This window comes from Enterobacter chuandaensis (assembly GCF_039718975.1).
Classification (GTDB): Bacteria; Pseudomonadota; Gammaproteobacteria; order Enterobacterales; family Enterobacteriaceae; genus Enterobacter; species Enterobacter chuandaensis.
In genome coordinates, this window is sequence record NZ_CP097173.1 from 1,112,381 (window position 1) to 1,138,636 (window position 26,256).

Annotated in this window: 24 protein-coding genes; 12 read left to right on the forward strand and 12 right to left on the reverse strand. The window is 54.1% G+C overall.

Annotation, left to right across the window (positions count from 1 at the left end; all coding sequences use genetic code 11):
* Positions 1-90: 90 nt before the first annotated feature.
* Positions 91-1,539, forward strand: coding sequence for a tRNA uracil 4-sulfurtransferase ThiI (thiI, locus tag MX657_RS05395; protein WP_346807602.1), 1,449 nt, complete (start codon positions 91-93; stop codon positions 1,537-1,539).
* Between the two features lie 67 nt (positions 1,540-1,606).
* On the opposite strand, the gene yajL is transcribed toward thiI, so the two are convergent.
* Together yajL and panE are read right to left on the reverse strand one after the other, a co-directional pair.
* Positions 1,607-2,197, reverse strand: coding sequence for a protein deglycase YajL (yajL, locus tag MX657_RS05400; protein ID WP_080328068.1), 591 nt, complete (start codon positions 2,195-2,197; stop codon positions 1,607-1,609).
* Positions 2,160-3,071, reverse strand: a complete 912-nt coding sequence (gene panE / locus MX657_RS05405; RefSeq protein WP_217480204.1) for a 2-dehydropantoate 2-reductase — start codon at positions 3,069-3,071, stop codon at positions 2,160-2,162. The genes yajL and panE overlap by 38 nt, the downstream gene beginning before the upstream one ends.
* A 121-nt stretch (positions 3,072-3,192) precedes the next feature.
* Here panE and MX657_RS05410 point away from each other — a divergent pair, with 121 nt between their 5' ends.
* Positions 3,193-3,684, forward strand: coding sequence for a YajQ family cyclic di-GMP-binding protein (locus tag MX657_RS05410; RefSeq protein WP_023293165.1), 492 nt, complete (start codon positions 3,193-3,195; stop codon positions 3,682-3,684).
* Positions 3,685-3,716: 32 nt separating this feature from the next.
* Here the strand turns inward: MX657_RS05410 and MX657_RS05415 are convergent, their stop codons facing one another.
* The 8 genes from MX657_RS05415 to MX657_RS05450 all read right to left on the reverse strand — a co-directional run bounded on the left by MX657_RS05415 (position 3,717) and on the right by MX657_RS05450 (position 12,589).
* On the reverse strand, positions 3,717-5,078 hold the full coding sequence (locus MX657_RS05415) for an MFS transporter (RefSeq protein ID WP_119915244.1): 1,362 nt from the start codon (positions 5,076-5,078) through the stop codon (positions 3,717-3,719).
* Between the two features lie 148 nt (positions 5,079-5,226).
* Complete coding sequence (gene cyoE, locus MX657_RS05420; RefSeq protein WP_119915243.1) at positions 5,227-6,114, reverse strand: heme o synthase; 888 nt, start codon at positions 6,112-6,114, stop codon at positions 5,227-5,229.
* An 11-nt stretch (positions 6,115-6,125) separates the two neighbouring features.
* Entirely contained in the window at positions 6,126-6,452 is a 327-nt protein-coding gene (locus MX657_RS05425; protein ID WP_006176899.1) for a cytochrome o ubiquinol oxidase subunit IV, read from the reverse strand.
* Positions 6,452-7,066: a cytochrome o ubiquinol oxidase subunit III gene (locus MX657_RS05430; protein WP_003859057.1), complete on the reverse strand. Its 615-nt coding sequence runs from the start codon at positions 7,064-7,066 to the stop codon at positions 6,452-6,454. Before MX657_RS05430 ends, MX657_RS05425 begins: the two co-directional genes overlap by 1 nt.
* Positions 7,056-9,047: a cytochrome o ubiquinol oxidase subunit I gene (gene cyoB / locus MX657_RS05435; protein ID WP_116341615.1), complete on the reverse strand. Its 1,992-nt coding sequence runs from the start codon at positions 9,045-9,047 to the stop codon at positions 7,056-7,058. Before cyoB ends, MX657_RS05430 begins: the two co-directional genes overlap by 11 nt.
* 16 nt (positions 9,048-9,063) lie before the next feature.
* Positions 9,064-10,011, reverse strand: a complete 948-nt coding sequence (gene cyoA, locus MX657_RS05440; protein ID WP_080328065.1) for a cytochrome o ubiquinol oxidase subunit II — start codon at positions 10,009-10,011, stop codon at positions 9,064-9,066.
* 477 nt (positions 10,012-10,488) lie between these two features.
* The gene (ampG, locus tag MX657_RS05445; RefSeq protein WP_119915242.1) at positions 10,489-11,964 is read right to left on the reverse strand and encodes a muropeptide MFS transporter AmpG; all 1,476 of its coding nucleotides are present in this window, start codon (positions 11,962-11,964) and stop codon (positions 10,489-10,491) included.
* Positions 11,965-12,010: 46 nt separating this feature from the next.
* The gene (locus MX657_RS05450; protein ID WP_023310568.1) at positions 12,011-12,589 is read right to left on the reverse strand and encodes a lipoprotein; all 579 of its coding nucleotides are present in this window, start codon (positions 12,587-12,589) and stop codon (positions 12,011-12,013) included.
* Between the two features lie 306 nt (positions 12,590-12,895).
* Between MX657_RS05450 and bolA the strand changes: the two genes are divergently transcribed.
* The 10 genes from bolA (at position 12,896) to MX657_RS05500 (ending at position 23,752) form a co-directional block, all read left to right on the forward strand.
* The gene (bolA, locus tag MX657_RS05455) at positions 12,896-13,213 is read left to right on the forward strand and encodes a transcriptional regulator BolA (protein WP_003859051.1); all 318 of its coding nucleotides are present in this window, start codon (positions 12,896-12,898) and stop codon (positions 13,211-13,213) included.
* A gap of 330 nt (positions 13,214-13,543) precedes the next feature.
* Positions 13,544-14,842 carry a trigger factor gene (tig, locus tag MX657_RS05460; protein ID WP_008503318.1) on the forward strand — a complete coding sequence of 433 codons (1,299 nt, stop codon included), beginning with the start codon at positions 13,544-13,546 and terminating at the stop codon, positions 14,840-14,842.
* Positions 14,843-15,102: 260 nt separating this feature from the next.
* Positions 15,103-15,726 carry an ATP-dependent Clp endopeptidase proteolytic subunit ClpP gene (clpP, locus tag MX657_RS05465; protein WP_014069126.1) on the forward strand — a complete coding sequence of 208 codons (624 nt, stop codon included), beginning with the start codon at positions 15,103-15,105 and terminating at the stop codon, positions 15,724-15,726.
* Positions 15,727-15,853: 127 nt separating this feature from the next.
* Positions 15,854-17,128: an ATP-dependent protease ATP-binding subunit ClpX gene (clpX, locus tag MX657_RS05470; RefSeq protein WP_080328063.1), complete on the forward strand. Its 1,275-nt coding sequence runs from the start codon at positions 15,854-15,856 to the stop codon at positions 17,126-17,128.
* A gap of 183 nt (positions 17,129-17,311) precedes the next feature.
* The gene (lon, locus tag MX657_RS05475; protein WP_023334706.1) at positions 17,312-19,666 is read left to right on the forward strand and encodes an endopeptidase La; all 2,355 of its coding nucleotides are present in this window, start codon (positions 17,312-17,314) and stop codon (positions 19,664-19,666) included.
* Positions 19,667-19,876: 210 nt separating this feature from the next.
* Complete coding sequence (gene hupB, locus MX657_RS05480) at positions 19,877-20,149, forward strand: nucleoid-associated protein HU-beta (RefSeq protein WP_002444653.1); 273 nt, start codon at positions 19,877-19,879, stop codon at positions 20,147-20,149.
* A gap of 212 nt (positions 20,150-20,361) precedes the next feature.
* Positions 20,362-22,233 (forward strand): peptidylprolyl isomerase, encoded by a 1,872-nt coding sequence (ppiD, locus tag MX657_RS05485; protein ID WP_119915241.1) that lies wholly within the window; start codon positions 20,362-20,364, stop codon positions 22,231-22,233.
* Between the two features lie 148 nt (positions 22,234-22,381).
* Positions 22,382-22,762, forward strand: a complete 381-nt coding sequence (locus MX657_RS05490; protein ID WP_119915240.1) for a helix-hairpin-helix domain-containing protein — start codon at positions 22,382-22,384, stop codon at positions 22,760-22,762.
* 97 nt (positions 22,763-22,859) lie between these two features.
* Entirely contained in the window at positions 22,860-23,258 is a 399-nt protein-coding gene (locus MX657_RS05495) for a YbgC/FadM family acyl-CoA thioesterase (RefSeq protein ID WP_014830880.1), read from the forward strand.
* A gap of 164 nt (positions 23,259-23,422) precedes the next feature.
* Entirely contained in the window at positions 23,423-23,752 is a 330-nt protein-coding gene (locus MX657_RS05500) for a DNA-binding protein (protein WP_119915238.1), read from the forward strand.
* Between the two features lie 2 nt (positions 23,753-23,754).
* On the opposite strand, the gene queC is transcribed toward MX657_RS05500, so the two are convergent.
* Together queC and MX657_RS05510 are read right to left on the reverse strand one after the other, a co-directional pair.
* Positions 23,755-24,450, reverse strand: a complete 696-nt coding sequence (gene queC, locus MX657_RS05505; RefSeq protein ID WP_119915237.1) for a 7-cyano-7-deazaguanine synthase QueC — start codon at positions 24,448-24,450, stop codon at positions 23,755-23,757.
* A 66-nt stretch (positions 24,451-24,516) separates the two neighbouring features.
* A complete protein-coding gene (locus tag MX657_RS05510) occupies positions 24,517-26,217 on the reverse strand; it encodes an SgrR family transcriptional regulator (protein ID WP_119915236.1) in 1,701 nt (566 codons plus the stop codon).
* Positions 26,218-26,256 lie beyond the last annotated feature (39 nt).

Below are 26,256 nucleotides of genomic sequence, written 5' to 3' on the forward strand. Positions count from 1 at the left end.
CTTGCGCGCCTGGATGCAGCCACGGGTGTGGGCTGCTGTACTCTTTTCCATTACAAGCCTTAACACGCTTGCCTAAGAAACATTGCCGCCATGAAGTTTATCATTAAATTGTTCCCTGAAATCACCATCAAAAGCCAATCTGTGCGTTTGCGCTTTATTAAAATTCTCACCGGGAACATTCGTAACGTATTAAAGCACTACGACGAAACCCTCGCCGTGGTGCGCCACTGGGATCATGTGGAAGTGCGCGCCAAAGACGAAAACAAACGTCAGGATATTCGCGATGCGCTGACCCGTATTCCTGGGATCCACCATATCCTGGAAGTGGAAGATGTTCCGTTCAACGATATGCATGACATCTTCGAAAAAGCGCTGGTCCAGTACCGCGACCAGATCGAAGGCAAAACCTTCTGCGTGCGCGTGAAGCGTCGCGGTAAGCACGAATTCAGCTCTATTGAAGTGGAACGTTACGTCGGCGGCGGTTTGAACCAGCACGTTGAAACGGCGCGCGTACGTCTGACTAACCCGGACGTGACCGTGAACCTGGAGATCGAAAACGATCGCCTGCTGCTGGTGAAAGGGCGCTATGAAGGTATCGGCGGTTTCCCGATCGGCACCCAGGAAGACGTATTGTCCCTGATCTCCGGCGGGTTCGACTCCGGCGTTTCCAGCTATATGCTGATGCGTCGCGGCTGCCGCGTGCACTACTGCTTCTTCAACCTGGGCGGCGCGGCGCACGAAATCGGCGTTCGTCAGGTGGCGCACTACCTGTGGAACCGCTTCGGCAGCTCCCACCGCGTGCGTTTTGTGGCGATTAACTTCGAACCCGTGGTCGGCGAAATCCTCGAAAAAGTGGACGACGGCCAGATGGGCGTGATCCTGAAGCGCATGATGGTGCGCGCGGCCTCAAAAGTGGCTGAACGCTACGGCGTGCAGGCGCTGGTCACCGGCGAAGCGCTGGGCCAGGTCTCCAGCCAGACGCTGACCAACCTGCGTCTGATCGACAATGTGTCTGATACGCTGATCCTGCGTCCGCTTATCTCCCACGATAAAGAGCACATCATCGACCTGGCGCGCGAAATCGGCACCGAAGATTTTGCCCGTACCATGCCGGAATACTGCGGCGTGATCTCAAAAAGCCCAACGGTGAAAGCGGTGAAGGCGAAGATCGAAGCGGAAGAAGAGAACTTCGATTTCAGCATCCTGGAAAAAGTGGTGGCGGAAGCGTCCAACATTGACATCCGCGAGATTGCTCAGCAGACCGAGCAGGAAGTCGTTGAAGTTGAAACCGTAAGCGGTTTCGGCGCTAACGACGCGATTCTGGATATCCGCTCCATTGACGAGCAGGACGATAAGCCGCTGAAGGTTGAAGGCATCGACGTGGTTTCTCTGCCGTTCTACAAGCTGAGCACGAAGTTTGGCGACCTCGATCAGAGCAAAACCTACCTGCTGTGGTGTGAGCGCGGGGTGATGAGCCGCCTGCAGGCGCTGTATCTGCGCGAGCAGGGCTTTGCGAATGTGAAGGTGTATCGTCCGTAGTGTATTGCCGGGGAGTGCGGCCTGTTGCCCTCACCCCGGCCCTCTCCCTGTGGGAGAGGGAGAACACCTATTCGTAATAATTATAAATCCCCGCCGGCATCACCAGCGAGGACGCCACTTCGTACGCCTTCTCGCGCCCGACCAGCAGGTCAATAATTTTTAAGCCAAAATCAATTGCGGTGCCCGGTCCCTGGCTGGTCAGCAGGTTAACGCGCGGATCCCAGACGACGCGTTTATCCACCCAATGATCTTCCGGGATCGTGTCCTTCAGCCCCGGGAAACCGGTCATATTGCCGATGGGGAAGATGTCGTGCGGAATCAGAACCGTTCCGGCGGCAGCGCAGATGGTTGCGACGATACGCCCCGACAGATGAAACTGACGCACGGTCTCGACCAGCAGCGGGCTGTCGCGAAAACATTCCGCCCCTTTCAGGCCGCCGGGCAGGACGATAATGTCGTAATCGCCGTCAGCCACCTGAACAAGCGGTGCGTCCGCCAGAATTTTCACCCCACGCGAACAGGTGACCGCGAGATTGCCGTCGCTGGCAACGCTGGCGGTGGTCACCGTGATACCGCCCCGCACCATTAAATCGATAGTAGTGACGGCTTCCATCTCTTCGCTACCAGGGGCGAGGCATACCAGTGCTGACGCGCTCATACTCATTCTCCTTACGTTTAACCTGATCGTACAGGCGGGCGTTTTCAGGGACCGCGATACCGTGCGCACGGGCGCGCTTTAGCAGATAGCCGGTGATGTAGTCGATTTCGGTGTGGCGTAACGCACGAACGTCCTGCAGCATCGAAGAGATATTTTCTGCCGTGCTATCAATCACCTGCTCGACATAATAGCGTAAATCATCCGCCGAGGTGTGCAAGCCTTCGCGCTCCACCACCGAAGCCACTTCTTCACACAGCGTCGCTATCTCCTGCGGATGGTTTTTTAGCTCGCCGTTCGGGCAGTCCCACAGCGCCGTCAGCGGGTTGATCACGCAGTTTACCGCCAGCTTGCGCCACAGCTGAGGGCGAATGTTGTTGTGCCAGGCCACGTCTGGCAACACCTTTTGCAGGACATCGGCCAGATAGCTGTAATCGCCGTCCTGTTCGCGGGCCGGACCGATATGCGTCACGCCGTTGGCGACATGCACGATGATATTGCCGTCGCGACGTGCAGCGTGCGTGGTGGTCGCCATCAGCAGGGGCTGTGGAACGCTTTGCAACTCGTCAAGTGTCCCCATGCCGTTATGCAGCAGCAGAATGGGGGACGTGGGGGGGAGCTGCGCGGCCAATGTCTTTACCGCATCCGAGACCTGCCACGCCTTGAGCGTCACCAGTAGCAGGTCGCTTTGCGCGAGGAAATCAGGATCGTTCGCGGTGAGAGATTCGTTAAAAATGCTTCCGTCTTCACCAATCAGATTAACGCTGCAATAGGGCTGGGGCACGCGCAGCCAGCCCTGAACCTCATGTCCGTGCTTGCACAGTGCGGTCAGCCACAGCTGGCCAAGCGCTCCGCATCCGAGCACCGTAATTTTCATTGTTCCTCCTCACCTGCAACTGCGCCAGGTGTTACAGCTTAATTATACAGCTAAGCTTCTGTTGAGTTATGCCTCGTAGCGGGTATTATGCAACGCAACAAAAGTGAAGGGAGAAGAAAAGATGCCATCTTTCGATATTGTTTCCGAAGTTGATATCCAGGAAGTTCGCAACGGCGTTGAGAACGCAACCCGCGAAGTTGAGTCACGTTTCGATTTTCGTGGCGTTGAGGCGTCGTTTGAGCTGAACGACGCAAATAAGACCATTAAAGTGCTGAGCGAGTCAGATTTCCAGGTGAATCAGCTGCTCGACATTCTGCGTGCCAAGCTGTTAAAACGCGGCATTGAAGGAACGTCTCTCGATGTACCGGACGAGTTTGTGCACAGCGGTAAAAACTGGTTTGTGGAAGCGAAGCTGAAGCAGGGCATTGAGAGCGCGGTGCAGAAGAAGATCGTTAAGCTCATCAAAGACAGCAAGCTGAAGGTGCAGGCGCAGATCCAGGGCGAAGAAATTCGCGTGACCGGCAAATCTCGTGATGACCTCCAGTCGGTGATGGCGCTGGTGCGCGGCGGGGATCTGGGACAGCCGTTCCAGTTCAAAAACTTCCGCGATTAAGACAGAAAAGCCCGGTTCAACCGGGCTTTTTTTCAGGCTTTGAGCGCCTGCTCGACCTCAAAGCGGTTCGTCACTTTGCTGTCTATTTTGACATAAGCGCTGCGCTCTTCCGGGACAATGAGCACCTCTGTCACGCCCTCTCTTGCTTCCAGACGCTGCTTCAGCGCATCGCTGATTTCTACATCATCCGGGATTTCTACCCGCAGGCTGCTTACGTAGCGCGGCTCTTTCATGGTGCTGGCGACCATCAGCCAGATTGTTGCCAGCAGCGCGCCTGCAAGAAACACGGTTTGTGAATCAAACAGACCGTCGACCCAGCCGCCGAGCGACCCGCCGATCGCCACGCCGAGGAACTGGCTGGTGGAGTAAATGCCCATCGCCGTGCCTTTGTAACCGGCCGGAGACTCTTTGCTGATAAGCGAAGGCAGCAGCGCTTCCATCAGGTTAAACGCCAGGAAGAACAGCTGTACGCCTGCCACCAGCTCCCAGAAGTGCGGGCCGGAGCCCCAGAGCACGATCTCGGCAATCAGCAACAGCGCCACGCAGCCAATGAAGACGCGCTTCATTTTGCGCTTCACTTCGGCATAGATGATGAACGGCACCACGGAGACAAACGAAATCAGCATCGTTACCAGATAGATTTTCCAGTGCTCAGCCGCCGGGAAACCCGCCGCGGCAAGCTGGCCGGGCAGGGCGACAAAGGTCGACATCAGCAGAATGTGCAGACACATGATGCCGAAGTTCAGCTTCAGCAGGCGCGGTTCAACCAGCACTTTGCTGAAGCAGCCCTTCACCATGCCGGATTCACGGTTCAGAACGTGATTTTTGCTGTCCGGCACAACCCAAAGCGTTAGCGCGATCCCGATGGTCGCCAGCACGGCAATCATCCAGAACAGGGCGTGCAGGCCGAGCGTGTGGGTAATAATCGGGCCCAGCACCATCGCAATGGCGAAGGTGACGCCAAAACTGACGCCGATAAAGGCCATCGCCTTCGTACGGTTCTGCTCGCGGGTGAGGTCTGACAGCAGCGCCATGACGGCAGCGGCAATCGCGCCGGAACCCTGTAAGGCGCGGCCAAGAATAATGCCCCAGATAGAGTGGGAGAGGGCGGCAATGACGCTGCCAAGAACAAAAATAAGCAGACCGCCGACAATCAGCGGTTTTCGGCCAACGCGATCCGAGAGCAGGCCAAACGGGATCTGGAAGACCGCCTGCGCCAGACCGTAGATGCCGATCGCGAGCCCAATCAGCGCCTCGCTGGCTCCCTGCAACGCCATGCCGTACGTGGTCAGAACAGGCAGGACCATAAACATGCCAAGCATCCGTAGCGAGAAGACAGTCCCTAAGCCCCAGGTCGCGCGGAGCTCGCCTGGCGTCATTTTATAATCGTTCATTACCACCTCAGTTCAAAAGCAGGCCATAGTGTAGTGCGGGGAAGGGGCGGGGTAAATAAAGGCTTATTTAACAAATATTACATGCGTTATTAATAGATTTAGTGAATAAAAAAGGGTGCCGAAGCACCCTTTTTAGACCTGATTTGGCTTACCAGACGTAAGTCAGCAGGTTATGTGAATCCGGCACCATGAAGTCCACGGACATCATCACGGACAGCGAAGTGATGGCAACGATAGAGAACACAAACAGCTTGCGCGCCCAGACTTTGTCATCTTCCACTTTGTATCCGCGCAGCGCCATACCGAGCCACCAGACGCTCACCGCAGCGGCAACCGCCAGATATTTGTATCCAGCGTAGCCACCCAGAGAGAGCATCAGCGTTGCCACGGCAAAGGCGATGATGTAGAGAGTGATGTGGTTCTTGGCAACCGAAATGCCCTTCACGACCGGCAGAACCGGGATGTTCGCTGCCTGATAATCCTTAAAGCGGAAAATCGCGATGGCATAGGAGTGCGGCATCTGCCACAGGCTAAAGATAGCCAGCAGGATCAGCGCGCCGCTGTCGAACTCGTTCGTGACCGCGCAGTAGCCAATCACCGGCGGCGCAGCGCCGGAGAGAGAACCAATCAGCGTGCCGTAGACGGAGTGACGTTTCATATACAGGCTGTAGATGCCCACATACACCACGAACCCCATCACCCCCAGCCAGCAGGCCAGCGGGTTAGCACCAAACCACAGCAGCATAAAGCCAGCAATACCCAGCAAGGTGGCGTACACCAGCGAGACGGAAGGGGCGATCAGGCCTTTAACCAGCACCCGATTTTTGGTCCTTTCCATCTTCTTGTCGATATCCATGTCGATGTAGTTGTTAAATACACAACCGGACGCAACAACCAGTGACACACCGACCAGCGTAGAGATAAAGAGGGCGTAATCAATGCTGCCCTTAGAGGCCAGCAGGAACCCTCCGATCACGGAGATCAGGTTGCCAAAGATGATGCCTGGTTTCGTTACTTGCAGGTATTGCTTAAACATACTCGCCGCTCTTAGTGAACCATCATGTTGTAGTTGAGGTTCCACATAATCCAGATGGAACCGACTACCAGGATAGCGATGATAATCACGGTAAAGATAAAGGCCGTCATGTTCCAGCCTTCATCGGACTTGGTGTTCATGTGCAGGAAGCAAACCAGATGCACCAGAATCTGAATCACCGCGGTCACCAGGATTGCTCCCAGGATAACCGGCTTGGACGCAGAACCGCTCATCACCATCCAGAACGGGATCACCGTCAGGATGATCGACAGGATGAAACCTGTCATGTAGGTTTTTACGCTGCCGTGGGAAGCGCCATGATCGTTAGAATGACTCATTACATCGCCCCCATCAGATAGACAACAGAGAACACGCAGATCCACACCACGTCCAGGAAGTGCCAGAACAGGCTCAGGCACATGATACGGGTACGGTTAGTGCTGGTCAGGCCGCGACGGGAGATCTGGAACATCAGAACTGCCATCCAGATCAGACCTGAAGTCACGTGCAGACCGTGGGTACCCACCAGCGCGAAGAACGCGGACAGGAAGCCACTGCGATCCGGGCCGAAGCCCTCCATGATCAGGTGATGGAATTCATAGATTTCCATCCCGATAAAGCCAGCACCAAACAGCCAGGTCAACGCCAGCCAGGAGACAACCTGGCTCTTGTTGTTTTTGTACATGGCGATAGCCGCCATGCCGTAGGTGATGGAGCTGAATAACAGCAGTGCGGTTTCAACCAGAACGAACGGCAGTTCAAAAATGTCCTTGCCGGTTGGGCCGCCCGCTGTGCCGTTCACCAGAACGGCATAGGTCGCGAACAGACAGCAGAACAGAATGCAGTCGCTCATCAGGTAGATCCAGAAACCGAAGACTTTGGTCGGTCCCGTATCGTGGTGCGCATGCTCATGCGCGTGGGCAGTTGAGTGCGCCAGAGTATCAGTTGCCATTTTTCAGCCCCGCTTTAGAAATCTCGTCGAAATGCTGATTTTCCAGCTTTTCAACTTCACGGACTGGTACGTAGTAGTCCACGTCCTCGTCAAAGCTCTTCACAATCCAGCTGATTACGATGCCAGCGAAGCCAACAATCGCCATCCACCAGATGTGCCAGATCATTGCGAAACCAAATACCGTTGCGAAAGCGGCAATCACGATGCCCGCCGCGCTGTTTTTCGGCATATGGATCTCTTCGTAATGCTCAGGTTGCTTGTACGCTTCACCTTTTTCTTTCATTTCCCAGAATGCATCACGCTCGTGAATGTGCGGCACTACGGCAAAGTTATAGAACGGCGGTGGAGAAGAGGTCGCCCACTCCAGCGTACGGCCACCCCATGGGTCACCGGTCAGGTCGCGGTTCAGGTTACGGTCACGGATAGACACGTAGTACTGAATCAGCTGGCACAGAATACCGCAGGCAATCAGCGCTGCACCGCCCGCTGCAACCATCAGCATTGGGTGGAACTGCGGATCGATCTGCTGGCTCAGACGACGGGTCATACCCATGAAGCCCAGCACGTACAGCGGCATAAACGCCACGAAGAAGCCGATGATCCAGAACCAGAACGCGCGTTTACCCCATTTTTCGTTCAGCGTGAAGCCGAACGCTTTTGGCCACCAGTAGGTCACACCAGCGAAGCAGCCGAAGACCACGCCACCGATGATAACGTTATGGAAGTGCGCAATCAGGAACAGACTGTTGTGCAGAACGAAGTCAGCACCTGGTACCGCCAGCAGTACGCCGGTCATCCCACCTACGGAGAAGGTTACGATGAAGCCGATGGTCCACAGCATTGCTGAGTGGAACACGATACGGCCCTGGTACATGGTGAACAGCCAGTTGAAGATCTTCACCCCGGTAGGGATGGCGATAATCATGGTGGTGATACCGAAGAAGGCGTTTACGTTCGCGCCCGCACCCATGGTGAAGAAGTGGTGCAGCCAAACGATGAACGACAGAACGGTAATACACACGGTTGCCCACACCAGAGAGGTGTAACCAAACAGACGCTTACGCGAGAAGGTTGCCGCGATTTCGGAGAACACACCGAAGACAGGCAGAACCAGAATGTACACTTCCGGGTGACCCCAGGCCCAAATCAGGTTGATGTACATCATCATGTTGCCACCCATATCATTCGTGAAGAAATGGGTGCCCAGGTAGCGGTCCAGGGTCAGCAGCGCGATGGTGACGGTCAGAATTGGGAACGACGCGATAATCAGTACGTTGGCGCACAGAGATGCCCAGGTAAATACCGGCATCTTGAACATCGTCATACCAGGTGCACGCATCTTCAGGATGGTCACGAAGAAGTTGATACCGGTCAGGGTAGTACCGACACCGGAGAGCTGAAGCGCCCAAATCCAGTAGTCAACGCCTACACCCGGACTGTACTCAATTCCTGACAGCGGCGGGTACGCCAGCCAGCCGGTCTGTGCGAATTCGCCCACGCCCAGTGACAGGTTAACCAGGATAACGCCGACAACCGTGAACCAGAAGCTCAGGTTGTTCAGGAACGGGAACGCGACGTCGCGCGCGCCAATTTGCAGCGGAACGACAACGTTCATCAGACCGATTACCAGCGGCATCGCCACGAAGAAGATCATGATAACGCCGTGGGCGGTAAAGATCTGATCGTAGTGGTGCGGTGGCAGGAAGCCGGCTTCGCCCGCAGACGCAAGTGCCTGCTGGCTACGCATCATGATCGCATCCGCAAAGCCACGAATTAACATGACGATACCGACGATGCAGTACATGATACCGAGTTTTTTGTGGTCAACCGAAGTCAGCCACTCATTCCACAGGTAGCTCCACTTACCGAAGTAAGTGATAAGGCCAACTAAGGCCGCGCCACCAATGATAATTGCAGCCACCGTAACCATAATAATCGGTTCATGGTAGGGCACTGCATCCAGTGTCAATTTTCCGAACATTTTCTTCCTCGGCCCCTTAGTGAGCGGTTTCCGCGTGGCTCATGTCCATGCCTTCCATACCTTCATGCGCGCTGTGCTCGCCTTCAGGCTGGGTCATGTCCATGCTCATACCGTGGTCCATAAATTTGCCAATAACGTCTTTGAACAAATCTGGTTTCACGTTAGAGAAGTACTCCACCTTGTTGTATTCGCTAGGTGCAGCCACTTTTTCGAACGCCGCCATGTCAGACATGGTGTTTGGAGACTGCTTCGCTTTCTCAACCCACTGGTCGAAAGCGGCACGGTCCGGCGTCGCGATAGCTTTGAACTTCATACCTGAGAAGCCCGGGCCGCTATAGCTGGCGGAGATACCATCGTAGGTGCCTGCTTCATTCGCGATCAGATGCAGGTTGGTCTGCATACCGGCCATCGCGTAAATCTGGCTACCCAGACGTGGGATGAAGAAGGAGTTCATTACGGAGTTGGAGGTCACTTTGAACTGAACCGGAGTGTTCGCCGGGAAGGCGATTTCATTCACGGTAGCAATGCCCTGCTCTGGGTAGATGAAGAACCATTTCCAGTCCATGGAGACCACTTCAATGGTAATCGGTTTTTCATCGTGAACCAGCGGCTTGCTTGGCTCAAGTGCGTGAGTGGTTTTCCAGGTCAGTACGGCAAGGAACAGGATGATCAGAATAGGTACCGTCCAGACCACAGCTTCCACTTTATTGGAGTGTGACCAGTTAGGGCTATACTTCGCATCTTTATTGCTCGCACGATACTTCCAGGCGAAACCAACAGCCATCAAAATGGCAGGAATAACCACAATCAACATCAGGCCAAAAGCCGTCAATATCAGTGAACGTTGTTCCAGTCCAATCTGTCCTTTGGGGTCTAGTAGTGCAGAATCACAGCCACTGAGTAATACAGTGCCTGCGAATAATGACAACCATCCCAAACTTTTATTGTATTTCCTGAGTCTCATTTAACGACCTCAATTCCACGGGAGTCTGGTGGCGTTTAAAGTGTGCGGGCATTTTACGGGAAGGTTACATTACTGTAAACATCATTAGGCCTGTGTCAGGAAGGTGTTACCGGGTTCTGCCGCACGTGTCACAAGTGTTGCAAATTATGTCGGTTTTTATGACCGAAGCCGCATGGCATGGGCTTTATAACGAAAGGACCCCCAAGCATACCCTAAAAGGGGCAATTGGTATAACCATTGTTAAAAATAAACAAAAAATTAACAATTAATTATCAATAAAAAGACATCTAAAAAACGAAAAATCAAACTTTCCACTGCTGAATCGTTTAATGAAAAATAGCGTTTTGGAATTGGCTCCAATAATTTCCAAAACCTATCCCGCACAAAACAACAAATATTTTTTTAGCGGTTGGTGGCTATTTCACCGTTATAATTTCGGTTGGTGATTACAACGGGAAATAACCTTTCGTTTTTTCTTCAGGTCATCTGCGTTTTACGCAACGCCATGAAATCGAGCAGACCGCCGGTCAGGATCCCGGCGATGGCCAGCAGGGCTCCGACATCCAGCAGAAGGGCTTCTGGAGGGAGCGCCAGGGACGTGCTGGCATTAATAATGAGCACCACAAGCCAGAGCGCCAGCGCGCCGCAGCCCGCCATTAACAGACGTAACGCAAAACGGTAAGCGCGGTGATATTCAGTGCGCGGCATAAAGTGTTCGGTACGCTGGGTATATTCCAGCGTCTGGCGACACACCAGCAACAATAAAATCCCCGGCACGGCAGCCGCGACCGAGAAGAGATAAAACGTTGGCCAGCCGTGAGCTTCCACAAACCAGCCGGCAATCGGTCCGACGTACACGCGGCCAACGGCCGAGAGCGCCGAGAGCAGCGCGAACTGCGTGGCGGAAAACGATTTATTGCACAGGGTCATCAGCAGGGCGACAAATGCCGCCGTTCCCATGCCGCCACAGAGATTTTCAAAGAACACCGCCGCAGCCATGCTGAACATATGTTTGTCAGTAACCGACAGCAGCCAGTAGCCCGCGTTAGATGCGCCCTGCAGGATGCCGAAGATCAGCAGCGCGCGGAAAAGCGTCAGGCGCTGCATCAATACGCCGCCGTAAAGCGCGCCGACGATGGTCGCAAACAGCCCCAGCGTTTTATTCACCACACCCACTTCACCGGCGTCAAAACCGACGCCGCGGATCAGGAAGGTGGTGGTCAGGCTCATGGCAAAAGCATCGCCCAGCTTATAAAGGACGATGAGCAGCAGAATCAGCCAGGCATTGTTGCGGCCAAAGAAGTCACGCAGCGGTTCGGCGACGGCCTGCTCCAGCGAGCGGGGAACCGGGATGACGTCACTCGGTTCGGGAGCAAACAGGGTCGCGATAATGCAGGGGATCAGCAGGGCGGCCATCAGCCAGTACATGCCCTGCCAGCCGAGGTAACGGTCGGCCAGCCACAGCGCCAGCCCGCCGGAGACCAGCATCCCGAGGCGATAGCCCAGCACGCTGATGGCCGCACCGGCACCGCGTTCTTCCGCAGATAACACGTCCGTCTTCCAGGCATCGAACACGATATCCTGTGAAGCGGAGCAGAAGGCAATCACCACCGCAAGCGCGGCCATCCAGCGAAGCTGTGTGGTCGGCTCAAGAAAGCCCATCCCCGCGATCGCCAGCAGCAGCATGACCTGCGTCATTACTAACCAGCCGCGACGACGTCCCAGGAACGGTGGCGTGTAGCGATCCATGACCGGCGACCACAGGAACTTAAAGACATAGGCCTGACCGACAAGCGAGAAGAAACCAATGGTTTTAAGATCGATGTTCTCGACCGTCATCCATGCCTGAAGCGTGCCGGAAGTGAGCGCAAGGGGTAAACCGGAGGCAAAGCCGAGGATCAGCAGAATCGCTGATTTCGGTTGCTGGAAAATGCGTAAGTAATGGCTGGACATGTTCTTATAAAACTGACCCGGCCAGGAACCGGGTCAGCGAGCGGGATTAACGCGCGTTCTGCTTGATGAAGTCGTGGATGCTGGTGTCCTGCGCCATATCGGCGATGGTGTCAGTCAGCACGCTATTCACGGCGTTAGCAATGTTCTGGTTGGAGGCCTGGAACGCGCCTTCAACGGAGTAGCTGGCGCGGTAGTTTTTGGTCATCTTGTTGCCGTTCTTCGCGGTGGCAATGATGGCGATATCCGCTTTGGTCGCAATGTTGTAGCGCACGTTGCCCTGAGACACGTCAGCGTACAGGTTGTTAACGATGATCTGCAGATCAACCGCACCGCTTGGGCCAATCATGTAGCCGCGAGCGGTCATTTGCTTCTCAAGCACTTCCTGCAGCAGGAAGCGCAGGTCGCGGGACGCGGTCAGCGTTACCTGCTGGTTATCGCGGGTCACTTTTGCCAGCGCCTGGTCCTGACGCTGATCGGCACCGTTAATACTCACAGTGACGCCCATCAGGCTAGGGTCCTGCTGAGGCAGGGTGATTTTTGGTGAAACATCAATGGTGGTAGGCGGGGTAGCGCAGCCTGCCAGCATAAAAAGGGCTACCAACGGAAAGAAGAGTTTTTTTAACATTTTCAGGTTCTCAACGAATCGTAAGCATTAAAGAGAGAAAAATTGCCGCCATCATAACATCGACTACGGCCAGGGGAAGTGGTCAACGCATGTAAATTCATCGTCTTGTCTGAAAACTGACCAGCTCATCCTTTTTCTCCTCCCGCGAGTGACGAAAGGTATGAGTCTCACAGGGAACTTCATTCGTTTGAATGAGAAAATCAGACGAAAGCTAAATATTTGTTGTCAAGGTGTAATGGAAACGGTAAAAGCGGCTAATATTTAAAGGGATGGGTGACATCTCAGCGTTGTCGGAGGAGTAATTTCATGATGATACGTGAACAGATAGAAGAAAAATTAAGGGCAGCGTTCAACCCTGTGTTCCTCGAAGTCGTCGACGAAAGCTATCGTCATAACGTGCCGGCAGGTTCTGAAAGCCACTTTAAAGTGGTTCTGGTTAGCGATCGCTTCACGGGAGAACGTTTCCTGAACCGACACCGCCTGATCTACAGCACCTTGACGGAAGAACTCTCCACAACCGTGCATGCGCTGGCACTGCATACCTACACCATTAAGGAATGGGAAGGTTTGCAGGATACGGTTTTCGCGTCGCCGCCTTGTCGCGGTGCAGGCACCATCGCCTGATAAATCGGATTTGCAACGGCTGGAGCTTTTCCAGTATGTTGCTTACAGATTTCCTCAAAACGGCCTCCGGGCCGTTTTGTTTTGTCTGAGTTTTGAGCGGATGGTGCGATTTTAAGGCTAAAAATAGCCTTAAAATGTGAAAAAAGCCGCAGCAACATGCCCCAACCGTTCTCGACTCACCTAAGTGATGCCGCTATAATGCCGCGTCTTAATGAATGTCTTCGGGATGATTCTGGCGACAGGGAATGTGAATCTGCACTAAGAGAGCATCCCGGTATAACAGACAGATTCAGAGTTGACCGAGCACTGTGATTTTTTTGAGGTAACAAGATGCAAGTTTCAGTTGAAACCACTCAAGGCCTTGGCCGCCGTGTAACGATTACTATCGCTGCTGACAGCATCGAAACTGCTGTGAAAAGCGAGCTGGTCAACGTAGCAAAAAAAGTACGTATTGACGGCTTCCGTAAGGGCAAAGTACCAATGAATGTTGTTGCTCAGCGTTATGGCGCTTCCGTGCGTCAGGATGTGCTGGGTGAACTGATGAGCCGCAACTTTATCGACGCGATCATCAAAGAAAAAATCAATCCGGCCGGCGCGCCAAACTACGTGCCAGGCGAATACAAACTGGGTGAAGACTTCACTTACTCCGTAGAGTTCGAAGTGTACCCGGAAGTTGAGCTGAAAGGTCTGGAATCTATCGAAGTTGAAAAACCGATCGTTTCCGTCACTGACGAAGACGTTGACGGCATGCTGGATACCCTGCGTAAGCAGCAGGCGAACTGGAAAGAGAAAGAAGGCGCTGTTGACGCGGAAGACCGCGTAACCATCGACTTCACCGGTTCTGTAGACGGCGAAGAGTTCGAAGGCGGCAAAGCGTCTGACTTCGTACTGGCAATGGGCCAGGGTCGTATGATCCCAGGCTTCGAAGACGGCATCAAAGGCCACAAAGCGGGCGAAGAGTTCACCATCGACGTGACCTTCCCTGAAGAGTACCACGCTGAAAACCTGAAAGGTAAAGCAGCGAAGTTCGTCATCAACCTGAAGAAAGTTGAAGAGCGCGAACTGCCAGAACTGACTGAAGAATTCATCAAGCGTTTCGGCGTGGAAGATGGTTCTGTTGCAGGCCTGCGTACCGAAGTGCGTAAGAACATGGAGCGCGAGCTGAACGGTGCTGTGCGTAACCGTGTGAAATCTCAGGCGATTGAAGGTCTGGTGAAAGCCAACGAAATCGACGTTCCTGCTGCCCTGATTGACAGCGAAATCGACGTTCTGCGCCGTCAGGCTGCACAGCGCTTCGGTGGCAACCAGCAGCAAGCGATGGAACTGCCGCGCGAGCTGTTTGAAGAGCAAGCGAAACGCCGCGTTGTTGTTGGCCTGCTGCTGGGCGAAGTGATTCGTACCCACGAGCTGAAAGCTGACGAAGAGCGTGTGAAAGGCCTGATCGAAGAGATGGCTTCTGCATACGAAGATCCATCAGAAGTGATCGAGTTCTACGGTAAGAACAAAGAGCTGATGGACAACATGCGCAACGTCGCACTGGAAGAGCAGGCTGTTGAAGCGGTACTGGCGAAAGCGAAAGTGACCGAAAAAGCGACCTCTTTCAACGAACTGATGAACCAGCAGGCGTAATTTCGCCCTAACGGTTTAAAGTTTGAACAAAAAACCCGTTGCCCTCCGGCGACGGGTTTTTTTTATCGCTGCTTTAGTTCTGGAAGGGTGCTAAAACGCCCTTTCAGTGTTAGCGTTACAACAAAAGGTTGTTATGCTTGAAATAGGGCGTGGCGAACCCCATAAGTATGTAATCACGATGATTGAGACTGGCTGATAATCCGTCCATAAGGTTACAATCAGCACAGCAGGTGTTTTCAATTTTGAACCAGGAGACGGAAATGTCATACAGTGGCGAACGAGATAACTTTGCACCCCATATGGCGCTGGTGCCGATGGTTATTGAACAGACCTCACGCGGTGAGCGTTCTTTCGATATCTATTCCCGTCTGCTCAAGGAACGCGTTATCTTTCTGACCGGCCAGGTAGAAGACCATATGGCTAACCTGATCGTGGCGCAGATGCTGTTCCTGGAAGCGGAAAACCCGGAAAAAGACATTTACCTGTACATCAACTCGCCGGGCGGTGTGATTACGGCGGGCATGTCCATTTATGACACCATGCAATTCATCAAGCCTGATGTCAGCACTATCTGCATGGGGCAGGCTGCATCCATGGGGGCGTTCCTGTTAACCGCAGGGGCGAAAGGTAAGCGTTTCTGCCTGCCTAACTCCCGCGTGATGATTCACCAGCCGCTGGGTGGTTACCAGGGGCAGGCGACGGATATTGAAATCCACGCCCGCGAAATTCTGAAAGTAAAAGCGCGCATGAATGAACTTATGGCGCAGCATACAGGTCAATCTCTTGAGCAGATCGAGCGCGATACCGAGCGCGATCGCTTCCTCTCTGCTCCAGAGGCAGTTGAGTACGGCTTAGTCGACTCCGTATTGACCCATCGTAATTGATGCCCGCGACGCGAGCGTGCCGCTATACTAAGGTAGGGCGGCACACTGCCTGAGCGCAGTTCGCGTCTGAAAATGGCATTTGCGTCGTCATGTGCGGCACAAAGAACTTAAAAAGAGGTTTGGACTCATGACAGATAAACGCAAAGATGGTTCGGGCAAACTGCTGTACTGCTCTTTTTGCGGCAAAAGCCAGCATGAAGTGCGTAAACTGATTGCCGGGCCGTCCGTGTATATCTGCGACGAATGTGTCGATTTATGTAACGACATCATTCGCGAAGAGATTAAAGAAGTTGCGCCGCACCGTGAGCGTAGCGCACTGCCAACGCCGCATGAGATTCGTCATCACCTTGACGACTATGTCATCGGTCAGGAGCAGGCGAAGAAAGTGCTGGCGGTGGCGGTGTATAACCACTACAAACGTCTGCGTAATGGCGACACCAGCAATGGCGTAGAACTGGGCAAAAGTAACATCCTGCTGATCGGGCCGACTGGCTCCGGTAAAACGCTGCTGGCTGAAACCCTGGCGCGCCTGCTGGATGTTCCGTTTACCATGGCGGATGCCACCACCCTGACCGAAGCCGGTTATGTGGGTGAAGACGTTGAAAATATCATCCAGAAACTGCTGCAGAAGTGCGATTACGACGTTCAGAAAGCACAGCGCGGGATTGTTTATATTGATGAGATCGACAAGATCTCCCGTAAGTCAGACAACCCGTCTATTACCCGTGACGTATCCGGTGAAGGCGTTCAGCAGGCACTGCTGAAGCTGATCGAAGGCACGGTGGCTGCTGTTCCGCCGCAGGGTGGGCGTAAACATCCGCAGCAGGAGTTCCTGCAGGTTGATACCTCCAAGATCCTGTTTATCTGTGGTGGTGCGTTTGCCGGTCTGGATAAAGTCATTTCCCACCGTGTTGAAACCGGCTCCGGCATTGGTTTTGGCGCAACGGTGAAGGCGAAGTCCGAGAAAGCCAATGAAGGTGAGCTGCTGTCGCAGGTTGAACCTGAAGATCTGATCAAGTTTGGTCTGATTCCTGAGTTCATTGGTCGTCTGCCGGTTGTGGCAACGCTGAATGAACTGAGCGAAGAGGCGCTGATTCAGATCCTGAAAGAGCCGAAAAATGCGCTGACCAAGCAGTATCAGGCGCTGTTCAATCTCGAAGGCGTCGATCTGGAATTCCGTGATGAAGCGCTGGATGCTATTGCCAAGAAAGCGATGATTCGTAAAACCGGCGCGCGCGGCCTGCGCTCTATCGTTGAAGCGGCGCTCCTCGACACCATGTACGATCTGCCATCTATGGAAGACGTTGAGAAAGTGGTGATTGACGAGTCCGTGATCAGCGGCCAAACCAAGCCGCTGCTGATTTACGGTAAACCGGAAGCCCAGCAGGCATCTGGCGAATAATTCACCAAATCATACAAGCAGTTAATCAAAAAGGGGGGATTTTATCTCCCCTTTACTTTTTCCGTATTCATAGCGTTGAATGTGTGGGAAACATCCCCATATACTGGATACATGTTAATGGTTGTGTGAAGCACAGTTACATGACCAGTTTACCTGGCGGACACTAAACTAAGAGAGAGCTCTATGAATCCTGAGCGTTCTGAACGCATTGAAATCCCCGTATTGCCGTTGCGCGATGTGGTGGTTTATCCGCACATGGTCATACCCTTATTTGTAGGGCGGGAAAAATCTATCCGTTGCCTCGAAGCCGCCATGGATCATGATAAAAAAATCATGTTGGTGGCGCAGAAAGAAGCATCAACGGATGAGCCGGGTGTAAACGATCTTTTCACCGTCGGGACCGTGGCCTCTATTTTGCAGATGCTGAAACTGCCTGACGGCACCGTGAAGGTGCTGGTCGAAGGCCTGCAGCGTGCGCGTATTACCACCCTGTCAGACGATGGCGAACACTTCTCTGCGAAGGCAGAGTACCTTGATTCGCCTGAGCTTGATGAGCGCGAGCAGGAAGTGCTGGTGCGCACCGCGATTAGCCAGTTCGAAGGCTATATCAAGCTGAACAAGAAAATCCCACCAGAAGTGCTGACGTCGCTGAACAGCATCGACGATCCTGCGCGTCTGGCGGACACCATCGCTGCACACATGCCGCTGAAGCTGGCTGACAAACAGTCCGTACTGGAAATGTCCGACGTCAACGAACGTCTGGAATACCTGATGGCGATGATGGAGTCTGAAATCGATCTGCTGCAGGTTGAGAAGCGTATTCGCAACCGCGTGAAAAAGCAGATGGAGAAATCCCAGCGTGAGTACTATCTGAATGAGCAAATGAAGGCCATTCAGAAAGAGCTGGGCGAGATGGACGATGCGCCGGACGAAAACGAAGCGCTGAAGCGTAAGATCGACGCGGCGAAGATGCCGAAAGAGGCGAAAGAGAAAGCCGAAGCAGAATTGCAGAAGCTGAAAATGATGTCTCCGATGTCGGCAGAAGCGACCGTCGTGCGCGGCTACATTGAGTGGATGGTGCAGGTTCCGTGGAATGCCCGCAGCAAGGTCAAGAAAGACCTGCGTCAGGCTCAGGAGATCCTCGATACCGACCACTACGGCCTGGAACGCGTGAAAGACCGCATTCTTGAGTACCTCGCGGTACAAAGCCGTGTGAACAAAATTAAAGGCCCAATTCTGTGCCTGGTTGGGCCGCCGGGGGTAGGTAAAACCTCTCTGGGTCAGTCCATCGCTAAAGCGACCGGACGTAAGTATATCCGTATGGCGCTGGGTGGCGTACGCGATGAAGCGGAAATCCGCGGTCACCGCCGTACCTACATCGGTTCTATGCCGGGTAAACTGATTCAGAAGATGGCGAAAGTGGGGGTTAAAAACCCGCTGTTCCTGCTCGATGAGATCGACAAAATGTCTTCGGACATGCGTGGCGATCCGGCGTCTGCACTGCTGGAAGTGCTTGATCCAGAACAGAACGTGGCGTTCAGCGATCACTACCTGGAAGTGGACTACGACCTGAGCGATGTGATGTTCGTGGCGACCTCCAACTCCATGAACATTCCGGCACCGCTGCTGGACCGTATGGAAGTGATTCGTCTCTCCGGCTATACCGAAGACGAGAAGCTGAACATTGCTAAACAGCACCTGCTGCCGAAACAGATTGAGCGTAACGCGCTGAAAGCCAACGAGCTGACCGTCGAGGACAGCGCGATTATCGGCATCATTCGCTACTACACCCGTGAAGCGGGCGTGCGTAGCCTTGAGCGTGAAATCTCTAAACTGTGCCGAAAAGCGGTGAAACAGCTGCTGCTGGATAAGAGCCTGAAACACATCGTGATTAACGGCGACAATCTGCATGCGTACCTGGGCGTTCAGCGCTTCGACTATGGCCGCGCGGATAACGAAAACCGCGTGGGTCAGGTGACCGGTCTGGCATGGACGGAAGTGGGCGGCGATCTGCTGACCATCGAAACCGCCTGTGTACCGGGCAAAGGCAAGCTGACCTACACCGGCTCGCTGGGTGAAGTGATGCAGGAGTCCATCCAGGCGGCGCTGACCGTGGTGCGCGCGCGCGCGGAAAAACTGGGTATCAACCCGGATTTCTACGAAAAACGCGACATTCACGTTCACGTTCCGGAAGGGGCGACGCCGAAAGATGGCCCGAGCGCGGGTATTGCCATGTGTACCGCTCTGGTCTCCTGTCTGACGGGTAACCCGGTGCGTGCCGACGTGGCAATGACCGGTGAAATCACCCTGCGTGGTCAGGTTCTGCCAATCGGCGGGTTAAAAGAAAAACTGCTGGCGGCACACCGCGGTGGGATCAAAACCGTATTGATCCCTTACGAAAACAAACGCGATCTGGAAGAGATTCCGGACAACGTGATTGCCGATCTGCAGATCCATCCTGTTAAGCGAATTGAGGAAGTTCTCAGTCTCGCACTGCAGAATGAACCCTCCGGAATGCAGGTTGTAACCGCAAAATAGTGACCTCGCGCAAAGAGCGTCAATAAAAACAAGGCTGGTAAGTCATTTCGCACTTGCCAGCCTTTTTTTGTATAGCTAATTTAGATTGCTGATTAGGTCAGCCATCAACAACGGGTGTTGTAAGGTCATGGCAGGCCTGATATAACTGCTGCGCGGTCGCGTTGTGAAGGATTCAGGCGCGATATAAATTATAAAGAGAGGAAGAGAACAGTGAATAAATCTCAACTGATTGACAAAATTGCTGCTGGTGCTGATATTTCTAAAGCTGCAGCTGGACGTGCGTTAGATGCATTAATTGCTTCTGTTACTGAATCTCTGCAGGCTGGGGACGACGTTGCACTGGTAGGCTTCGGTACTTTTGCTGTTAAAGAGCGTGCTGCCCGTACTGGCCGCAACCCTCAGACCGGTAAAGAGATCACCATTGCTGCTGCTAAAGTGCCGGGTTTCCGTGCAGGTAAAGCGCTGAAAGACGCAGTAAACTGATTGCTTTCCCGTTTCAGGGAAGCCGGATAGTACAAGGGCGCATCATTTGATGTGCCTTTTTTGTTTGTCCAGACCTGATTTGTGCGAGTTTATGCGAGTTGTGGGCTGACAATCGCCCCGTTTTCTTGTCACAATACGCCTTTACGCGCGACGGGCAGGATTTTCCGTCAGCGTCAGGTAACCAGTCACCTACAGCGGAGTGTTGTTACACCATGATGGACAGCTTACGCACGGCTGCTAACAGTCTCGTGCTCAAGATTATTTTCGGTATCATTATCGTGTCGTTCATATTGACCGGCGTGAGCAGTTACCTTATTGGCGGTGGCGCGAACTATGCCGCAAAAGTGAATGGCCAGGAGATCAGCCGCGGTCAGTTCGAGAATGCTTTTGCTGGTGAACGTAACCGTATGCAGCAACAGCTGGGCGACCAATTCTCTGAACTGGCGGCGAATGAAGGGTACATGAAGACCCTGCGCCAACAGACACTGAACCGTCTTATCGACGAAGCGCTGCTGGATCAGTATGCCAAAAAGCTGGGCCTTGGCATCAGCGATGAGCAGGTGAAAAAAGCGATCTTCGCCACTCAGGCATTCCAGTCTAACGGTAAATTCGACAACGCGCGTTACAACAGCATCGTTAATCAAATGGGCATGACGGCCGATCAATACGCTCAGGCGCTGCGTAACCAGCTGACAACCCAGCAGCTCATCAACGCTGTCGTGGGTACCGATTTCATGCTCAAAGGGGAAACCGACGAACTGGCCGCGCTGGTGGCACAGCAGCGCGTGGTCCGTGAAGCGACCATCGATGTGAACGCCCTGGCGGCTAAACAGCAGGTCAGCGACGCAGACGTTAATGCTTACTACGAGCAGAATAAAAACGCCTTTGTTTCTCCAGAGCAGTTCCGCGTCAGCTACATCAAGCTGGATGCAGCCGCGCTGCAGGAAACTGCGTCTGATGCGGAAATCCAGTCTTACTACGATCAGCATCAGGATCAGTTCACTCAGCCGCAGCGTAACCGCTACAGCGTGATCCAGACTAAAACTGAAGCAGATGCTAAGGCGGTACTGGACGAGCTGAACAAAGGCGCGGATTTCGCAACCCTCGCAAAAGCAAAATCCACCGATATCATCTCTGCGAAAAACGGCGGTGATATGGGCTGGCTGGAAGACGCAACCACGCCTGATGAGCTGAAAAATGCGGGTCTGAAAGAGAAAGGCCAGCTGTCTGGCGTCATCAAGTCTTCCGTGGGTTTCCTGGTCGTACGCCTGGACGACATCACTGCGGCGAAAACCAAGCCGCTGGCTGAGGTTCGTGATGATATCGCTGCGAAAGTGAAACAGGAAAAAGCGCTGGATGCTTACTATGCGCTGCAGCAGAAGGTAAGTGATGCTGCCAGCAACGATAACGAATCTCTGGCGGGTGCAGAGCAGGCGGCGGGTGTGAAAGCGGTTGAGACCGGCTGGTTTGGTCGTGACAACTTGCCGGAAGAGCTGAACTTCAAGCCGGTTTCCGATGCCATCTTTAACGGTGGTCTGGTGGGCGAGAACGGCACGCCGGGCAGCAACTCTGACATCATTACCGTTGACGGTGACCGTGCGTTCGTTCTGCGCGTCAGCGAGCACAAGCCAGAAGCGGTCAAACCGCTGGCGGAAGTGAAGGATCAGGTTGTCGCTCAGGTTAAGCACAACAAAGCGGAACAGCAGGCCAAACTGGATGCTGAGAAGATTCTGGTTGATCTGAAAGCGGGCAAACAGGACGCGCTGAAAGCGGCGGGCCTGAGCTTCGGTGAGGCGAAAACGCTGAGCCGTACCGGTCAGGACCCTATCAGCCAGGCCGCGTTTGGTCTGAGCCTGCCTGCGAAGGACAAACCAAGCTTCGGTACCACCACCGATATGCAGGGTAACGTCGTTCTGCTGGCGCTGGATGAAGTGAAAGCTGGCACTATGCCAGAAGCGCAGAAGAAAGCGATGGTTCAGGGGATTACCCAGAACAATGCCCAGATTGCCTTCGAAGCGATGATGAGCAACCTGCGCAAAGATGCGAAAATCAAGCTGGGCGATATCATGACTCAGCAGCAATAATTACGTGTCTGCTCGCAGATTTTCGTAACGTACTGCAAAAACTAAAGGCCGCTTTCGCGGCCTTTTCCATTTCTGCAATCTGCTGTTTGTGCCTGTTTTCTCCGGCGGCTATTGTTGCGTGGCTGTCAACAAACAAGGAGATAACAGCATGAAATGTGGAATCAAAGCACTGTTAATTACGCTGGCTATTGCCACCACCGGGATGAGCGCGGGGGCGCTGGCGGCGACGCCCGCAGCCAAACCACAGGCTACGCAGAGCAAGTCTGACGCGGCAGCGTCGGTGCAAGGGCAAACCAAAGCGACTGACGCCGGTAAAAATGCGGATGATGACGGTACGCGGGTCAGTATCAATTCGGCCTCTGCGGACGATCTCGCCCGCGCGATGAATGGCGTGGGACTGAAAAAAGCGCAGGCTATCGTCAGCTATCGTGAAGAGTACGGTCCTTTCAAAACGGTCGACGATCTCAAACAGGTCCCGGGCATGGGCAGCGCGCTGGTTGAGCGCAACCTCTCACACCTGACATTGTAATTACGCAATTCCTTGCACTGCGGCAAAAGTTTGCCAGGATAAAGAGGTCATACCAGTTATGACCTCTGATCCTATAACAACGAAAGGCTATTGCGCTATGCAGACAAAAATCAAAGTACGCGGTTTCCATCTTGATGTTTATCAGCACGTCAATAACGCTCGCTATCTTGAGTTTCTTGAAGAAGCGCGCTGGGACGGGCTGGAAAACAGCGAAAGCTTTCAGTGGCTGACCGCGCACAACATCGCGTTCGTGGTCGTCAATATCAACATCAACTACCGTCGTCCGGCCGTGCTGGGTGATGTGCTCACGGTCACCAGCCAGGTACAACAGCTAAACGGCAAGAGCGGCGTGTTAAGCCAGGTGGTAACGCTCGATCCAGAAGGGCAGGTGGTGGCTGATGCACTGATCACCTTTGTCTGTATCGATCTGAAAACGCAAAAGGCGCTGCCGCTGGAAGGGGAATTGCGGGAAAAGCTGGAGTTGATGATCGTGTAGATATTTGGCTTCAGTACAAGAAATGATGTTATCACCGAGATAGCATAGCAAAGAGCCAGGGTTCGAAAATGCATGGATCCTGGCGTTAACCAACATCGAAGTGAAATTCGCTGAAATGGCTCGTAACGCATTGGTGAAATTTATCAGTTTCAGGATGAATAACGATGAATATGCTAGAACGAAAATTTTCGAGTAGCGTCAATCACGATGAAGCAGTAATAAAAATGCTACGCGAGGATCCTTCCTCTGCTCAAATTTATTTGAATGTTGCGTTGGATGAGATCTATGAAGACCAGGGGATCCCTGCCTATCTCATTGCACTCCGTCAGGTCATCGAAGCCCGCGGCGGCATAGGTGAAATCTCTACCAAAGCAGGCCTGTCCCGTCAGCAGCTATACCGAACCTTATCAGACAACGGCAACCCAACGCTGACAACGCTGATGAAAATCAAGCGTGCTGCCGGTGTAAAACTGTTCGACAGCACGGTCAAATAACCCTATTTAAGCCCGGTTTTTTTCTGCATCGCGGCCATCACGCCGACTTTATCAGACAGGTAATGGTTCAGCCCGTTAGCGCGCAGATTACAGGCTGCGCACTGGCCACAGCCGTCGCCTTTGAGGCCGTTATAGCAGGTAAGCGTTTCGCTGCGAACCAGGTCCAGCTTGCCCCAGTAGTCGGCCAGCGCCCAGGTTTCGGCTTTATCCAGCCACATGAGCGGGGTTTCAAAGCGCGTCTCTTTCGCCATGCCCAGATTGACGGCGTGGTTGAGCGCTTTCACAAACTCATCACGGCAGTCCGGATATCCTGAGAAGTCGGTCTCGCACACGCCCGTAATTACCGCTTCGGCTTTTACCTGGTAGGCGTATATCGCCGTCAGGGTCAGGAACAGAATATTCCGCCCCGGCACGAAGGTGTTCGGAATGCCGCTGGCGTCTGGTTCGTAGTCCGGAACCGGGATACTGTCGCGGGTCAGGCTGCTGACGGCCAGTTCATTTAACAGCGTAACGTCCAGCACCTTGTGCGCGCGTGCGCCCAATTTGAGGGCCAGTTCACGGGCAACGTCGATTTCAGCGCGGTGACGCTGACCATAATCGAACGTCACACAGTGAACTTCATCATACTGATGTAGGGCCTGTACCAGGCAGGTAGTAGAGTCTTGTCCTCCGCTGAACACGACGACGGCACGTTTCATAAATCATCTCGACAGTAACGGTAAAAACGTTATGTTACCGTCTGGCCAGGACGGCGACCAGCTTCTTCACGATTTCGGGGCGGGCAGCCAGGCTTCGGTAAAATCAAACCAGCCGCGGGTGTTAAGGCGTATCCCATTCACGCCCGGCGGGGCGCTGATTTGATACTGATAGTTAAAGAGCGGCGTCAGTACTGCACTCTCCATTAAGCGGCCGAAAATGACCTGCAGGCCCGCGTGCCGGTCCCGAGCCTCGGCCTGAGTCTGCACCGCATCCAGCGTGGCCTGCAGGTGCGCATATGCTGGTGCGCTTAACAGATGCGGCCAGAGCGCATCGCAGCGAAGCCACTGCTCGAGCGTATACGCTGGCGCTTCACCAATCAGCCTGTCTCCCATCATCATATCGGCTTCGGCAAGCTGCTGGCATCCGTCCCACGTCTTGGCGTCGTGGAAGATGACGGTCAGTTCACACCCCTGTCGCGCCAGGTACGCCTTTAACTGACTGGCCATGGTGTGAAGCTCAACGGGCAGATGGTAAACCAGCGTCAGCGCCTCCGGCAGGGCAACGTCCGTTAAATCAGGCCATTCGGGGATCGTCCAGCCGGGAAGCAGTTCTTCGGTGGGCGTAATGAGCCCTTCGTTGAGCGGAAGCGTGTGCAGAAGCCTGGAGAGATGGATGATATTGATAAGCCGCTTTGCCTGCGTCTCGCTCAGGCGCGCGCTCTGTTTCAGCGTGAGGTAACAGAACCCCAGGCTGGTGCTGCTGCTGACCAGCCGCAGACTTTCCAGCTCGTCGGCCTCGCCGATCGCGATTTGCACCGGGTGGCGACAGCTGGTGCCCAGCCTGTAATCAAAAAGCTGAGGGGTGATCCAGTATTCGATGGCCTTAAGCAGCGGATGGCTCAGGTGGTACTGCTCATGGCTTTCCAGACGGACCAGGTCTGGCTCAAAGGCGGCCAGCCGGAAGGGGCCGCAGCCAAGCTCAGGGTTATCGGGATGTGCCAGACGGCTACAGTAGGTTGCCAGTCGGTGTGCCAGCCAGTAGTCCGGTTGATGTAACGCAAACGTCAGGCATTGTGGATGCGTTGTTTCGATACGCAAAACGCTCCGGAACAGCGTTCGCAGGGCGGGGAGCGTCAACAGCGCCGTCAGGCTTCGCTGGAGTTGCGCCGTTTCTATTTTATCGCCGTTATGCCAGTGCAGGGTGGAACGAATGTAGAAATGCCAGCGCAGGCCGTCAGCAGAGACCTCCCAGTGATGCGCCAGATCGCCCGTAGGTTCACTGCTGCTGCCGTTAAAACGCGTCAAACCTGAGAATACTTGTCCCGCCAGATGCTGCTCCGCCCGGCCAGGCAAGAAGCCCGGCTGAAGCGGCTCCAGCGAGCGGTAGTAGGGGATGCGCAGCGTCGGCGTGTCGTTTTGCCACTGCCCGCCCAGAAATGGATGCAATAACGATCTCAGCGCGTCAGGCGCAAGCTGGGCCAGCTCCAGCGCGTTGTGCTGCTGCCCGCTCTTAAGCGCCTCTTCCATCATCGCATTGCGCAGTGACTCCGGGCTGGCATGGAACGTCAGCTCACCGCGCTTGCCGCGACCAGACCGCGCGCGCCAGCTGAGCCAGCCCGCCTCCTGGGCCTGACGCAGCAGGGTGCGGACATGCCGCTCGCTACAAAAGCAGCGGCTGGCAAGCTCGCTTACGGTTACGAGCTGCGGAGCGCCGGCGGAAGGTTGCCACAGGCGCTGATACTGGTTAAGGCGGTTAAGCTGGCGCATAAGAAACCCGGAACAATAATTTTCATCTATTCACTATTA

What these genes read in the sequence shown, in the direction of transcription:
- thiI (WP_346807602.1), top strand. Translation starts at nt 91, where the DNA reads ATGAAGTTTATCATTAAATTGTTCCCTGAAATCACCATCAAAAGCCAA.
- yajL (WP_080328068.1), bottom strand. Translation starts at nt 2,197, where the DNA reads ATGAGCGCGTCAGCACTGGTATGCCTCGCCCCTGGTAGCGAAGAGATG.
- panE (WP_217480204.1), bottom strand. Translation starts at nt 3,071, where the DNA reads ATGAAAATTACGGTGCTCGGATGCGGAGCGCTTGGCCAGCTGTGGCTG.
- MX657_RS05410 (WP_023293165.1), top strand. Translation starts at nt 3,193, where the DNA reads ATGCCATCTTTCGATATTGTTTCCGAAGTTGATATCCAGGAAGTTCGC.
- MX657_RS05415 (WP_119915244.1), bottom strand. Translation starts at nt 5,078, where the DNA reads ATGAACGATTATAAAATGACGCCAGGCGAGCTCCGCGCGACCTGGGGC.
- cyoE (WP_119915243.1), bottom strand. Translation starts at nt 6,114, where the DNA reads ATGTTTAAGCAATACCTGCAAGTAACGAAACCAGGCATCATCTTTGGC.
- MX657_RS05425 (WP_006176899.1), bottom strand. Translation starts at nt 6,452, where the DNA reads ATGAGTCATTCTAACGATCATGGCGCTTCCCACGGCAGCGTAAAAACC.
- MX657_RS05430 (WP_003859057.1), bottom strand. Translation starts at nt 7,066, where the DNA reads ATGGCAACTGATACTCTGGCGCACTCAACTGCCCACGCGCATGAGCAT.
- cyoB (WP_116341615.1), bottom strand. Translation starts at nt 9,047, where the DNA reads ATGTTCGGAAAATTGACACTGGATGCAGTGCCCTACCATGAACCGATT.
- cyoA (WP_080328065.1), bottom strand. Translation starts at nt 10,011, where the DNA reads ATGAGACTCAGGAAATACAATAAAAGTTTGGGATGGTTGTCATTATTC.
- ampG (WP_119915242.1), bottom strand. Translation starts at nt 11,964, where the DNA reads ATGTCCAGCCATTACTTACGCATTTTCCAGCAACCGAAATCAGCGATT.
- MX657_RS05450 (WP_023310568.1), bottom strand. Translation starts at nt 12,589, where the DNA reads ATGTTAAAAAAACTCTTCTTTCCGTTGGTAGCCCTTTTTATGCTGGCA.
- bolA (WP_003859051.1), top strand. Translation starts at nt 12,896, where the DNA reads ATGATGATACGTGAACAGATAGAAGAAAAATTAAGGGCAGCGTTCAAC.
- tig (WP_008503318.1), top strand. Translation starts at nt 13,544, where the DNA reads ATGCAAGTTTCAGTTGAAACCACTCAAGGCCTTGGCCGCCGTGTAACG.
- clpP (WP_014069126.1), top strand. Translation starts at nt 15,103, where the DNA reads ATGTCATACAGTGGCGAACGAGATAACTTTGCACCCCATATGGCGCTG.
- clpX (WP_080328063.1), top strand. Translation starts at nt 15,854, where the DNA reads ATGACAGATAAACGCAAAGATGGTTCGGGCAAACTGCTGTACTGCTCT.
- lon (WP_023334706.1), top strand. Translation starts at nt 17,312, where the DNA reads ATGAATCCTGAGCGTTCTGAACGCATTGAAATCCCCGTATTGCCGTTG.
- ppiD (WP_119915241.1), top strand. Translation starts at nt 20,362, where the DNA reads ATGATGGACAGCTTACGCACGGCTGCTAACAGTCTCGTGCTCAAGATT.
- MX657_RS05490 (WP_119915240.1), top strand. Translation starts at nt 22,382, where the DNA reads ATGAAATGTGGAATCAAAGCACTGTTAATTACGCTGGCTATTGCCACC.
- MX657_RS05495 (WP_014830880.1), top strand. Translation starts at nt 22,860, where the DNA reads ATGCAGACAAAAATCAAAGTACGCGGTTTCCATCTTGATGTTTATCAG.
- MX657_RS05500 (WP_119915238.1), top strand. Translation starts at nt 23,423, where the DNA reads ATGAATATGCTAGAACGAAAATTTTCGAGTAGCGTCAATCACGATGAA.
- queC (WP_119915237.1), bottom strand. Translation starts at nt 24,450, where the DNA reads ATGAAACGTGCCGTCGTCGTGTTCAGCGGAGGACAAGACTCTACTACC.
- MX657_RS05510 (WP_119915236.1), bottom strand. Translation starts at nt 26,217, where the DNA reads ATGCGCCAGCTTAACCGCCTTAACCAGTATCAGCGCCTGTGGCAACCT.